This is a genomic window from Actinomadura oligospora ATCC 43269 (genome assembly GCF_000518265.1).
Lineage (GTDB): Bacteria > Actinomycetota > Actinomycetes > Streptosporangiales > Streptosporangiaceae > Spirillospora > Spirillospora oligospora.
Genome location: NZ_JADG01000020.1, coordinates 1 through 13,303, shown reverse-complemented (window position 1 = coordinate 13,303; position 13,303 = coordinate 1). Strand labels below are relative to the sequence as shown.

The window sequence follows — 13,303 nt, the reverse complement described above, 5'->3', positions numbered from 1 at the left end:
AAACATCCGTCGATCTCGCACCACTTCCTGGTGATCGACGATCAGAGAGGAGCCCGGCCGATGAGGCGATGGGCCAAGGGTGCGGTCGCACTCGTGATGGGGGCGGCGGTCGTGCCGCCCGGCGGAGGTGCGGCGGCGTTCGCCGACGAGGCGAAGGGCGCGGGAGGGCGGGACTCCGTCCTGACCCTGGTGACGGGCGACCGCGTGCACGTCGTGACCGGTCCGGACGGGAAACAGCTCGTCCGGGCGGAGGCCGGCGCGGGGCGGGAGAACATCGCCTTCTACCGGAAGGCCCGGGCAGGGGAGCTGACGGTCGTCCCGTCCGATGTCGCCCCGATGGTGATGGCGGGCCGGGTCGACCCCGCGCTGTTCAACGTGACCCGGCTGCTGAAGGACGGGTACGGGGACGCGGACCGGAAGGAGATCCCGCTGATCGTCGGCGGGACGTCCAAGGAGCGGGCCGTGGCTCCGGCCGGGGTGAGCGGTGTCCGGCCGCTCGCGGCGCTGAACGGGACGGCGCTCACCGCCCGTAAGGACAAGGCGGCGTCGGTGTGGGCGTCCCTGACGGGCGGTAAGAGGACGCTGGCCCCGGGGATCGGCCACGTGTGGCTGGACGGCAAGGTGCGCGCGACGCTCGACAAGAGCGTCCCCCGGATCGGCGCGCCGGCGGCGTGGCAGGCCGGATACACCGGCAAGGACGTCACGGTGGGCATTCTCGACACCGGCATCGACGCGACCCATCCGGACCTGGCCGGGGCCGTGGTCGCGGAGCGCGACTTCACCGGCGCCGGGAACGTCCGTGACGGCAACGGGCACGGAACCCACGTGGCCTCGACCATCACCGGGGACGGCGTCGCCGATACGAAGTACCGGGGCGTCGCGCCGGATGCCCGGCTGGTCGTCGGCAAGGTGCTGGACGACCATGCCACGGGCAGCATCTCGTCCGTGATCGCGGGGATGGACTGGATCGCGCAGCAGCACGTCCGCGTGGTGAACATGAGCGTCGGCGCGTGGCTCCCCAGCGACGGCACCGATCCGCTGTCGGCGGCAGCGAACACGCTCACGGCGAGCACCGGCACGCTGTTCGTCGTCGCCGCCGGGAACGACGGGGCGGATCGGGCGGTGTCGGCTCCCGGGATCGCCGATGCGGCGCTGACCGTCGGGGCCGCCGACGCGGACGACGCCGTCGCCGAGTTCTCGAGTCGGGGGCCGCGCGTCGGCGACGGGGCGATCAAGCCCGACGTCATCGCTCCGGGGGTCGACATCACCGCGGCACGGGCCGCGGGCACCTCCATGGGCGAACCGGTGAACGACCGCTACACGACGGCGAGCGGGACCTCGATGGCTGCTCCGCACACGGCGGGGGCCGCCGCCCTCCTCTTCCAGGAGCACCCTGGATGGACGGCCGCCCAGGTCAAGGCTGCACTGATGACGACGGCCAAGCCGAAGAGCGATGTCTCCGTGTTCGCCCAGGGGACCGGCCGGATCGACGTGGGCCGGGCCGCGGCGGCCCGGGTCTTCGCCGATCAGGGCAGCCTCTCGTTCGACCTGACGCGGGCGGCCGGGAACCGGAAGGTTCAGTTCCGCAACGAGGGCGACGCGCCTGTTCGCTTGGACCTGGCGCTGAAGGTGACCGGCCCGGACAGTGAGGCCGCGCCTTCGGGGATGTTCACCGTCAGTCCTGCCGCACTGGATGTCCCTGCCGGTGGCACCGCTGAAGCCACGGTCTCCACCGATCCTGGCAAGGGCGTCGTGGGCCGGTACGGCGGCGGCCTGACGGCCACGCGCGGGGGCGAGGAAGTGCTGCACCTGGCCGTCGGCGGTGTCCGTGAGGCTCCGTCGCACGAGATCCGGCTGGCCGGGATCGACCGCAACGGAAACCCGGCCGGGACAACCGTGGAGACGCTGCCGTGGATGGCCCTGACCAACCTGGCCACGGGTGAACCGGTTGAGAACTACTACAGCGGTAACGGCGTGGTGGCGCGAGTGCCCGCCGGACGGTACTCGGTGAATGCAGTGGTTCCCACCGGGAACGAGGACCAGGCGTTGTTCTCCTATCCTGAGGTGATCGTGGGTGACCGCGATGTGGCGATCACCGCCGACGCCCGCCGGGCCAAGCGGATCGCGGTCCAGGTGGACAGCCGGACGGCCGTGCGCTCGGGCTATGACGAGATCGGCGTCACCGAGACGGTCGCGGGCGTCCAGCAGGCGTTCGGAGTGACCTCCGAAGGCACGGGCGGCTTCTCCGCGGTGCCCACCGCGGCGGTCGCCGGACGTCAGTACGGCTTCTATCACGTGGCGAACCTGGCCGAGCCCAAGGGGCCTCGGGCGTATCACCTGCAACGCCTGGTCGATCACCGGATTCCTGACGACCTGGACTACCGGGTCGCGGACGCGCAGCTCGCGGCGGTGGACTCGGTGTACCACTCCGACCGTCCGCTCACCGGCCTGCGCGAGACCTTCGCGAAGGTGCCGGGTGTCATCTTCGGAGCGGGCTACGGCACGTCCTCCGTCCCGATGCCCGGACGGAGGACCGAGCTCTACACCGCGTCCCCCGGTCTCAGCTGGTCTCGCTGGCTGAGCGGGACAGTGAACGGCGACCAGTTCTGGAACATCGGGACCGCGCCGTCCACGGACAGGCCGGGCCGCACGGCCTTTCACTGGAACGTCGCCGCGCTGGGCTCGGTCGGCGGTGGGATCCGCAAATTCAAGGACGAGCCGATGGTGTTCAACGCCTATCCCCTCGTGTCGTCCGACGCCCGGACCATGCTGAGCGGTCCGATGACCGCGAAGACCGAGGTGTGGCGCAACGGTGAGCTGCTGGGTGCGGCGGACTCCGACAGCGTCCGGGTGACCACACCGTCCGGCGAGGGGCGTTACACCGTCCGCTCGACCGCTGATCGCAACGCGTCCTGGACGGCCCTCGGCACCCACTCCGAGACCGAGTGGACGTTCCCCTACACCCCGACCCTGGCGACCATGGAGGAGCCGCCCATGTTCGCCGCACGCGTCGACGGAGCCTTCGACCAGAAGAACCGAGCCCCGGCCGGACTCCCGTTCGAGCTGGCCCTGCGCATCACGGATGGGCGTCTGAGCACACCCGCCTCGCCGCCGCGCCTCACCCACGCCACCGTCGAGGCGTCCTACGACGACGGCAAGACCTGGCAACCCGCCAAGGTGACGGCGACCGGCGACGACCGCTGGACGGCGTCCCTGACCCACCCGTCCAGCCCCGACGGCTACGTCTCGCTCCGCATCAACGTGTCCAACGACGAGGGAACCTCACTGAAGCAGACGGTCATCCGCGCCTACGGCCTCAGCTGATCTGAAAGCGGGCGGCTGCGGAGACCACCGCGGCCGCCCGCCCGGCGCGACACAGGCGAGCGGCGCATCCGTTCAGCCCTGAAGGGGCGAAACGGGAGCTTTCATATCCAGAGGCCGGCAGGCATCGGCGCGCTCACCGGCGCGTTCAGCCTCTTCAGACGACGCCCCAACGGGGCTTCGCCGATGAGTGCCTGCCCGACGGTGACGTAGATGTTCAGGCCGCGGGTCGAGGCGAAGGGCGTCAGGTCGAGGGGCTGGTCCGTGTTGCCGAGGAGATAAAGCTCGCGGAGGCGCGGCAGGTGAGCCAGTGGAGACAGGTCGCCGAGGTCGGGGCATCGACTGAGGTGGATGATCTCAAGGGCGTCGAGGCCGCGGGCCCAGTCGAGATCGCTGACCTGGGTGTCGGACAGGCTCAGTTGCGTGAGTTGCTTCAAACGGGCGAGCGGGGAGAAGTCCTGGATCTGCTCGCAGCCGTCAAGCTCGAGGTAGTCGAGGGGGAGGTCGGGGACCAAGGCCGGAACGTCGGCCCAGGGAAGGGCCGGGAGGTAGAGCGTTTCGAGGTTGGGCGCACTGCTGAGGGCGTGGCATAGAACCTCCCTGGACTTGAGGTTGCCCAAGCCCAGGACCTCGGTCTTGGCGAGCGAGGGGAGTTGGCCCGCGCTGGACAGACGTTGCGCATTGTGCAGCACGAGCGTGCGCATGGGCTCGAACCGCTGAAGCGGGGAGAAGTCCTCAAGGGGGACGCAGTTCCACAGTCGCAGGTCCCGCACCGCTGGCATCAGATCAAGGAACTCGACGGATCTGACCTCGATCGTCGCGCCCAGGGTGAGTCGTGTGAGGTTGGGCATCTCGGGCAGGCGTCTCGGATCGATGGCCGTGGGCCTGGGGCCGTAGAGCAGCAGCCAGGTCAGCGAGAGCCGGTGATGGGCGAGGAGGTCGAGCTCCGAGGCGTCGTCCAGGTACACGTTCAACTGCTCGCGGGGAGGGAGCGCGAGCAGCGCGCGCAGGCGATCGGCGCTGTCCACCCGGAGCAGGGCGGCGGACGGCATGAAGCGGACGATTCGGTCCGCGAACTCCGCGTCATCGAAGTAGTTCCACGCGTTGGCCAGCTCGGTCGACACCTCGAAGCGCGCGTCCGGGGCATAGCGGGACAGAACCTCGAGCGCTTTCGGGCCGTTGATCATCCAGGCCGCCTGGGCTGTCGCCTGGGCGACTTTCGGGGAGAGGGGGCTCAGGGAGTCGGGGAGGGCGTTCAGGACGGGGTCGCCGGCTGTGGCGAGGGAGCGGGCGGCGGATTCGTCTCGGGGTGGGACGAGGTCTTTCAGGGCGCGGTCGAAGGCTGGGCGTTGGTCGGCTGGGATGGACGGGAGGGTTTCCAGGCAGGCGATCAGGAGGAGTTTCAGGCGGCGGGCCCGGCGGGGTTCGGTGTCGATGCGGGTCAGCAGGCCGGTGATGAGGTCGCGGCGGAGGGGTTCGTTGGCGTGGCCCGCGGCCATGATGACGGTTTCGCGCCACTGATCGCGGTGGGCTTCGCGGACGAGCAGGTCGATGTCGCCGATGTCCGCCGCGTGCTGCGCGGTCAGGTACTCCTGGACGGTCCGGTGGACGAAGTCGATCCGTCCGGGGACCGGCTCGCGGAGGACTCCGCTGCGTTGCAGGAGGGCGTCCAGGACGTCGGGCGCGGTCGCGCCGACGTTGGGCATCGCGGCCAGGCGGTCGGCTATGAGGCGTTCGACCATGGGCTTCGGGAGTTCCACGCGGTTGCTGGTGGACAGGCTCCAGGCCAGGTCGCGGAGGATGCGGATCTTCTGGTCCTTCTCCAGCGCCACCGTCTGGGCACTGGGGACGCCGCGTTTGGCGTCGCGGGTCTCGAGGAGCAGGTCCAGGGCGGCCGAGTAGAGGCCCATGCGGTCGCGGGGGAGGGACTCGCGGTCCAGGTTCAGGGCGCAGAGCATCGCGGCCAGGAGCGGCGTGGACGCCAGGGTGCGCAGGTGGGGAGCCGCTTCGAAGCGGGCCAGGAGGCGGGATTCGTAGCCGGGGAGGCGTTCGGGTTCGCAAGGCAGATCGGCGCAGTCGCGGACGGCCGTGTGCCAGTGGCTGATGAGTTCGCGCAGGTCGGCCGGGCTGAGTTGCTCCAGGAAGGCCGTGCCGAAGCCTTCGGCCCGGAGCCAGTCGGCGGCTGCGGCGGCGGGGCGGGACGTCACGATGACGCGGATGCCGGGGAAGTCGCCCGCCAGGCGGCCCACCCACTCACGGACGGCTTGCCGCTGCGAGTTCGTGATCTCGTCGACGCCGTCCACCAGGACCAGGGCGCGGCCGGACGACAGGACGCGGTGGACCCAGCCGCGTGGCATCAGTCCGGCGAGGTTGCCAGCGGTGTCGTCCAGGAACTCCTCGGGGGACGGGAGCTTGCCACCGGCATGGCTGCGGAGCTTGATGAGGAATGGGACCAAGCCGCGCCAGTCGGCCAGTTCGTCCGAGAAGGAGCCTCGGGCGGCGGCTATGGCGAGCCAGCGGAGGAGGGTGCTTTTGCCGCCGCCCGCTTCCGCGCGCACGAGGAGGAGGCGGTGGTCCTTGAGGACGGTCTCTATGCGGACGGTCCCGCCAGCGCGTTCCTCGCGCCATTCGGAGCGCGGGACGGGTTCCTGCCGCTGCCGGGCCTTCTCGTGCTCCTGGGAGACGTTGAGGCTGATGTAGGCGACGCTGAGGCTCGTCCTAGGACGGCTCAACCGTTCGAAGCGGACGCCGAACAATTCGAGCGTGTCGAGGCCTTCGCTTAGCGACGACAGGTAGCGGCGGGTGAACTCGCCGTCCTCGCCGATTCCCTCAGGGGCGGTCAGGGAACGGGCAGGCATGCGGGCCAGCAGTGTTTCGACCTGTTCGGCCAAGCCGGAGAGGCGGGACAGAGACTCGGCCGAGGCGCGGGGTGCGAACTGGGGGAGGTGGGTGAGGACGCGGGCCAGGCAGTCGCAGCACTCGTCCAGAGCGACTTCGTAGAGGCGTCCGCCCGCTTCGCCCAGTTGGAAGGATGCTTCGCGCGCGGGAAGGGATCGGCGCAGGCGGCGGGCCAGTTTGACCGGGTCGGCGTCGTCCGCGAGGAAGGCCGCGTCGGAGAGGTCGGCCTTGTCCAGGGTGAGGACGATCTGGGCCAGAACCGCTTCGCGGTCGTTGTCGGTGAGGCCGCGGTATTCGGCGCGGCAGAACTTGAGGAGGCGGTCGGCGACCGCGGTGGCGATGTCCTCGAACTGGGAGACGGCCTTGCGGCGCCTCAGCTCGTCCGCGTAGCCGACCCTGATGAGGTCGACCAGGTCGGACGAGCGGTCCAGACGGGACGTCCGGCCGGAGAGCACGCGGCCGAGGACGAGTTTCGCTACGGACTTGCCGACGCCCACGGCGGCCAACTCGACGGACATCCGCTCAGTATCGCCCGTCGAGTTGGGCCGGTGTGGGGCGATTTGCTCGTCAGGCGGAGGCGGGCAGCCCCAGGGCGCGGGCGATCAGCATGCGCTGCACCTCGCTGGTGCCCTCGCCGACCTCCAGGATCTTCGCGTCGCGGTAGAAGCGGCCGACCGCGTACTCGTTCATGAAGCCGTAGCCACCGAAGATCTGGGTGGCGTCGCGCGAGTTGTCCATCGCCGCGTTGGACGCCACGAGCTTGGCGATCGCGGCCTCCTTCTTGAACGGCTCGCCCTTGAGCATCTTGGCCGCGGCGGCGTAGTAGGCGAGGCGGGCGGTGTGCGCGCGCATCTCCATGTCGGCGATCTTGAACTGCATCGCCTGGTACCGGCCGATCTCACGGCCGAACGCCTCGCGCTCGCGCACGTAGCGCAGGCACTCGTCCACGCAGCCCTGGGCGAGACCGACCGACAGCGCGGCGATGGCGATGCGGCCCTCGTCCAGGATGCGGAGGAACTGGGCGTAACCCCGGCCGCGCTCGCCGACGAGGTTCTCCGCCGGGACGCGGACGTCGTCGAAGGACAGCTCGCGGGTGTCGGAGGCCGACCAGCCGACCTTGGAGTACTTGCGGCCGACGGTGAAGCCGGGCGTGCCGTTCGGGACGATGATCGTGGAGATCTCGTTCTCGCCGGTGTACGCCGTGACGGTCACGAACGCGGTGATGTCGGTGCCGGAGTTGGTGATGAACGCCTTGGAACCGTTGATGACCCAGTGGTCACCGTCCAGGCGGGCGGTGGTGCGCATGCCGCCGGGGACGTCCGTGCCGCCGCCCGGCTCGGTCAGGCCGAACGCGGCGAGCCGCTCGGCCGTCACCAGCTTCGGCAGCCACTCCCGCTTCTGCTCCTCCGAGCCGAACCGGTAGATCGGCATCGCGCCGAGCGAGACCCCGGCCTCCAGGGTGATCGCGACGGACGAGTCGACGCGCGCGAGCTCCTCCAGGGCGAGGCAGAGCGTGAAGTAGTCGCCGCCCATGCCGCCGTACTCCTCCGGGAACGGCAGGCCGAACAGCCCCATCTTGCCCATCCCGTCGACGATCTCGTACGGGAACTCGCCGCGCTCGTACAGGTCGCCGATGACGGGGGCGACGGTCTCGCGGGCGAAGCGCTCGACGGTGCGGCGCAGCTCCTCCTGCTCGTCGGAGAGGGTGAAGTCGATCATCGGTTACTCCTTGGGCGCGAGCGCCTGGACGACGCGGGACGGGGACGGGCGGCCGAGCCGGCCGGCCATCCAGAGACTCGTTTCGGCGAGCTTGCGGACGTCGACGCCGGTCTCGATCCCGAGGCCGTCGAGCATCCAGACCAGGTCCTCGGTGGCGAGGTTGCCGGTGGCCGACTCGGCGTACGGGCAGCCGCCGAGACCGCCCGCCGACGCGTCCACGACGGTCACCCCGGCGCGGAGCGCGGCGAGCGTGTTCGCCAGGGCCTGCCCGTAGGTGTCGTGGAAGTGGACGCCGATCCGGTCGAGCGGGATGCCCGCGCCGACGACCTCGTCGATCAGCGCGGTGACCTGCCCGGGTGTGCCGACGCCGATGGTGTCGCCGAGGCTCAGCGCGGAGCAGCCGAGGTCCATCATGCGGCGCGCGACGGACGCGACCTGAGCGAGCGGGACGTCGCCCTCCCACGGGTCGCCGCAGACCATCGACACGTAGGCGCGCACCCACAGGCCCTCGGCGCGGGCGCGCCGGACGACCGGCTCGAACATCGCCAGGGACTCGTCGATCGTGCGGTTCAGGTTGCGCCGGGCGAACGTCTCGGTCGCCGACCCGAAGATCGCGATCTCGGTGACGCCGTTGGCGAGCGCCCGGTCGAGCCCGCGCTCGTTCGGCACCAGCACCGGGTACCGGTTGAGCGGCGAGCGGGGCAGCGCACCGAGCAGCTCCTCGGCGTCGGCGAGCTGCGGGATCCACTTGGGATGGACGAACGAGGTGGTCTCGATCGTGGTCAGCCCGGCATCGGCGAGCCGGGTGATGAACTCGGCCTTCACGTCGACCGGGACGATCGACTTCTCGTTCTGCAGCCCGTCGCGCGGGCCGACCTCGTAGACGGTGACGCGCTCGGGAAGCCCGTCGAGCGGAACGCGCATCTGCCTCAGTCCTCCGACTCGATCACGGCCAGCACCTCGTCCAGGGCGACCTGGGACCCGGTGCGGACCGGCAGGGACGTCACCACTCCGGCGAGCGGCGCGGTGACGGTGTGCTCCATCTTCATCGCCTCGACCACGACGAGCGGCTGGCCCTCCTCGACCGTGTCGCCCTCGGCGGCCTTCACGGCGAGGACCGTCCCGGGCATCGGGCTGCGCAGGACGCCGTCGCCGGTGACGGCGGTCGCGCCGGTGCTCTCGGCGCGTTCGTGTTCGGCCAGCGCCCAGGTCCGTCCGCCGCGTCCGAGCCACAGGGTGCTGTTGTCGCGCGCGCACGAGAAACGGGTCGTCCGGCCGTCGTAGGTCAGAACCAGCTCGGAACCGTCGTCGCGGAGGGACGCCCGTACGGGCTCGCCCTCGCCGACCGAAACCTGCGCGGCGGACGCGCGCCCCTGGACGCGCACCTCGACCGGATCGGATCCGGCCGGGGTGATGAGCCACGGCGTCCAGGCCGGACGTCCGGGACGCCAGCCGTCCGGGATGGCCCACGGGTCAGGGTTCTCGGGCTCCAAGGCGAGCATCCGCTCCAGCGCGGCGGCGGCCAGGACCTCGGCCGGGACGTCGCGCAGGCCGTCGGTCAACTCGTCCAGGGACCGCTCGACCAGACCGGTGTCCAGATCGCCGGACGCGACGGACGGATCCGTCAGCAGGCGCCTCAGGAACGCCACGTTCGTGCCGACGCCCAGCAGGTCGTACGCGCCGAGCGCCCGGTCGAGGCGGGTCAGCGCGGCGGCGCGGTCGGGCGCCCAGGCGATGACCTTGGACAGCATCGGGTCGAACGAGCCGCCGACGACCGTGCCGACCTCGATGCCGGAGTCGACGCGGGCGTCCGAACCCGACGACAGCGCCAGGACGCGACCACCGGTCGGCAGGAAGCCGCGCGCCGGGTCCTCGGCGTAGACGCGCGCCTCGACGGCGTGCCCCTTCAGCTCGACGGCCGACTGGTCGAACGGCAGCGGCTCGCCCGCGGCGGCACGGAGCTGAAGTTCGACCAGGTCAAGGCCGGTGACCAGCTCGGTGACCGGGTGCTCGACCTGGAGTCGGGTGTTCATCTCCATGAAGTAGTACTCGTCGGGGTGGTCGGCCGAGACGATGTACTCGACCGTGCCCGCGCCGACGTAACCGACCGCGCGGGCCGCCGCGACCGCGCTCTCGCCCATGCGCGCCCGCGCGTCGGGCGTCAGCAGCGGCGACGGCGCCTCCTCGATGATCTTCTGGTGGCGGCGCTGCAGCGAGCACTCGCGTTCGCCCAGGTGGACGGCGTTGCCGTGCGCGTCGGCGAAGACCTGGATCTCGATGTGCCGCGGGTTCTCGATGAACCGCTCGGCGAGCAGCGTGTCGTCCCCGAAGGACGTGCGGGCCTCGCGCCGCGCGGACGCGATCGCCTCCGGCAGCTCCTCGGCCGTCCGGACGAGCCGCATGCCCTTGCCGCCGCCGCCCGCGGACGGCTTCAGCAGCACCGGAAGGCCGACCTCCAACGCGGCGGCCTCCAGCTCCGCGTCCGACAGGCCCGGTTCGTTCCGTCCGGGGACGACCGGGACGCCCGCCGCCGCGACGGTCTGCTTCGCGCGGATCTTGTCGCCCATCGCGTCGATCGCGGACGCGGGCGGCCCGACGAAGGCGATGCCGGCGGCCTCGCACGCGCGCGCGAAGGCGGTGTTCTCCGCGAGGAACCCGTAGCCCGGGTGGACCGCGGACGCGCCGCTCGTGCGCGCCGCGTCGAGCACGGCCTCGATGTCCAGGTAGGACGGGATCTCGACGGCCTCGTCCGCGTAAGCCGTGTGGAAGGTGTCGCCCGCCGTGTGGACCGCGACGGTGCGCAGCCCGAGCCGTCGCGCGGTGCGGAACACCCGGACGGCGATCTCACCCCGGTTGGCGACCAGAACGCTTTCGAACATCAAGTCCCTCACATCCGGAAGACGCCGTAGCCGACCGGCTCCAGCGGCGCGTTCGCCGCGGCCGACAGCGCGAGACCCAGCACGCGGCGCGTGTCGCGCGGGTCGATGACACCGTCGTCCCACAGCCGGGCCGTGGAGTAGTACGGGTTGCCCTGGTCCTCGTACTGCTCGCGGATCGGAGCCTTGAACTCCTCTTCGTCCTCGGCCGACCAGGCGTCGCCGAGCTGGTCGCGCCGGACGGTCGCCAGCACGCTCGCGGCCTGCTCGCCGCCCATGACCGAGATCCGGGCGTTCGGCCACATCCAGAGGAAGCGGGGCGAGTACGCCCGTCCGCACATCGCGTAGTTGCCCGCGCCGAACGAGCCGCCGATGACGACGGTGAACTTCGGCACGCGCGCGCACGAGACGGCCGTGACCATCTTCGCGCCGTGCTTGGCGATGCCGCCCGCCTCGTACTCGCGGCCGACCATGAACCCGGTGATGTTCTGCAGGAACACCAGCGGGATGCTGCGCCGGTCGCACAGCTCGATGAAGTGCGCGCCCTTCTGCGCCGACTCGGCGAACAGGATGCCGTTGTTGGCGATGATCCCGACCGGGTGCCCGTGGATGTGGGCGAACCCGGTGACCAGGGTCGTCCCGAACTCCTTCTTGAACTCCTGGAACCGGGAGCCGTCCACCACGCGGGCGATGACCTCGCGCACGTCGTAGGGGGTGCGGGCGTCCGGCGGGACGACGCCGTACAGCTCGTCCGGGGAGTACAGCGGCTCGGCCGGCTCGGCGCTCGTCCAGGGACGCGCCTCGCGCGGGCCGAGCGTGCCGACGATGCTCCGGACGATCGACAGCGCGTGCGCGTCGTTCTCGGCGAGGTGGTCGGTCACGCCGGAGACCCGCGAGTGCAGCTCGCCGCCGCCGAGCTCCTCGGCCGTGACGACCTCGCCGGTCGCGGCCTTCACCAGCGGCGGGCCGCCGAGGAAGATCGTCCCCTGGTTCCGGACGATCACCGCCTCGTCGCTCATCGCCGGGACGTACGCGCCGCCCGCCGTGCAGGACCCGAGCACCGCCGCGATCTGGGGGATGCCGTGCCCGGACATGGTGGCCTGGTTGTAGAAGATGCGGCCGAAGTGCTCGCGGTCGGGGAAGACCTCGTCCTGCTTCGGCAGGAACGCGCCGCCCGAGTCGACCAGGTACACGCACGGGAGGCGGTTGTGGAGGGCGACCTCCTGCGCGCGCAGGTGCTTCTTGACCGTCATCGGGTAGTAGGTGCCGCCCTTGACGGTCGCGTCGTTGGCGACGACCACGCACTCGCGCCCGGAGATCCGACCGACGCCGGTGATCATGCCCGCGCCCGGCGCGTCGTCCCCGTACATGCCGGTCGCGGCGAGCGGCGACAGCTCCAGGAACGGCGAACCCGGGTCGAGCAGCGTGTCCACCCGGTCGCGGGGCAGCAGCTTGCCGCGCTTGACGTGCCGCTCGCGAGCCCGCTCCGGCCCGCCGCGCGCCGCGACGTCCAGCCGGTCGCGCAGCTCGGCGGCCAGGGCCTCGTTGTGCGCGATGTTGGCCTTGAACGCCTCGCCCGCCGGATCGGCGCGCGTGCCCAGCACAGGCCCGGATCCGGTTCCGCTCCCGCTCACCCGGTCATCACCCGCCCTCGTCGACAGTTAATGCTCATTAACAAGTCAGATGTTAACGGTCGTTAACAAGCTTCGTCTACACTCCCATCATGACCGACGCGCGCCAGGCCAGCCCCCGCAGGGCCGAGATCCTCGCGGCGGCCGCCGACCTGTTCGCGCGGCGCGGCTTCCACGGCACGTCCATCGGCGACCTCGGCGGCGCCCTGGGCCTCACCGGACCGGCCCTCTACCGGCACTTCCGCGGCAAGGAGGCCGTCCTCGCCGAGATGCTCGTCGACATCAGCGAGCGGCTGCGCGACGAGGGGGTCCGCCGGGCCGCCGCGTCCGACGCGTCCGCCGCCCTGGACGCCCTGCTCGACTGGCACATCTCCTTCGCGCTCGACAACCCCGCGCTGATCACCGTGCACGAGCGCGAGCTCGACAACGTGCCCGAGCCGCAGCGCCACCAGGTCCGGCGCGTCCAGCGCGCCTACGTCGAGGAGTGGGTCGCCGTCCTGCGCCGCCTGCGCCCGGACGAGCCGGAACCCCGCATCCGGGCCGCCGTCCACGCCTGCTTCGGCCTGCTCAACTCCACCCCGTACAGCGCGACCGGGCTCTCCCGTCCGGCCATGGCCGAGCTCTTGCACGCCATGGGCCGCGCAGCCCTCTGCTGCTAGGGCCTGTCCGGTGGATCATGTGTTGATCCAGAGGAGTGTGCTGACCAGGGTGAGTGCTGCCTGGTAGTTGCGGGCGAGTTTGTCGTAGCGGGTGGCGATGCCTCGCCATTGCTTGAGTCGGCCGATGCAGCGTTCGACGACGTTGCGGCGCCGGTAGAGGGCCGGGTCGAAGGTGGGTGGGCGTCCGCCGCGGGTGCCT

General features: G+C 71.1%; 8 protein-coding genes. 2 read left to right on the top strand and 6 right to left on the bottom strand.

Annotated features, from left to right (window positions below; all coding sequences use genetic code 11):
* Positions 1-60: 60 nt before the first annotated feature.
* Positions 61-3,324, top strand: a complete 3,264-nt coding sequence (locus P696_RS0127840) for a S8 family serine peptidase (protein WP_034487325.1) — start codon at positions 61-63, stop codon at positions 3,322-3,324.
* A 101-nt stretch (positions 3,325-3,425) separates the two neighbouring features.
* Here the strand turns inward: P696_RS0127840 and P696_RS48585 are convergent, their stop codons facing one another.
* From P696_RS48585 to P696_RS0127815, 5 genes are read right to left on the bottom strand one after another with little or no spacing between them, the layout of a single operon-like run.
* Entirely contained in the window at positions 3,426-6,737 is a 3,312-nt protein-coding gene (locus P696_RS48585) for an NACHT domain-containing protein (RefSeq protein ID WP_051468260.1), read from the bottom strand.
* Between the two features lie 49 nt (positions 6,738-6,786).
* Positions 6,787-7,938, bottom strand: coding sequence for an acyl-CoA dehydrogenase family protein (locus P696_RS0127830; protein ID WP_026414892.1), 1,152 nt, complete (start codon positions 7,936-7,938; stop codon positions 6,787-6,789).
* Positions 7,939-7,941: 3 nt separating this feature from the next.
* Positions 7,942-8,862, bottom strand: coding sequence for a hydroxymethylglutaryl-CoA lyase (locus P696_RS0127825; RefSeq protein WP_026414891.1), 921 nt, complete (start codon positions 8,860-8,862; stop codon positions 7,942-7,944).
* A 5-nt stretch (positions 8,863-8,867) separates the two neighbouring features.
* Positions 8,868-10,817 carry an acetyl/propionyl/methylcrotonyl-CoA carboxylase subunit alpha gene (locus tag P696_RS0127820; RefSeq protein WP_026414890.1) on the bottom strand — a complete coding sequence of 650 codons (1,950 nt, stop codon included), beginning with the start codon at positions 10,815-10,817 and terminating at the stop codon, positions 8,868-8,870.
* 8 nt (positions 10,818-10,825) lie between these two features.
* Positions 10,826-12,418 carry a carboxyl transferase domain-containing protein gene (locus P696_RS0127815; RefSeq protein WP_026414889.1) on the bottom strand — a complete coding sequence of 531 codons (1,593 nt, stop codon included), beginning with the start codon at positions 12,416-12,418 and terminating at the stop codon, positions 10,826-10,828.
* Positions 12,419-12,537: 119 nt separating this feature from the next.
* Between P696_RS0127815 and P696_RS0127810 the strand changes: the two genes are divergently transcribed.
* The gene (locus P696_RS0127810) at positions 12,538-13,104 is read left to right on the top strand and encodes an SACE_7040 family transcriptional regulator (protein WP_026414888.1); all 567 of its coding nucleotides are present in this window, start codon (positions 12,538-12,540) and stop codon (positions 13,102-13,104) included.
* Positions 13,105-13,119: 15 nt separating this feature from the next.
* Here P696_RS0127810 and P696_RS0127805 read toward each other — a convergent pair.
* Positions 13,120-13,303, bottom strand: a 184-nt coding sequence (locus P696_RS0127805; RefSeq protein WP_026411388.1) for an IS5/IS1182 family transposase, incomplete at its 5' end; no start/stop codon positions are given.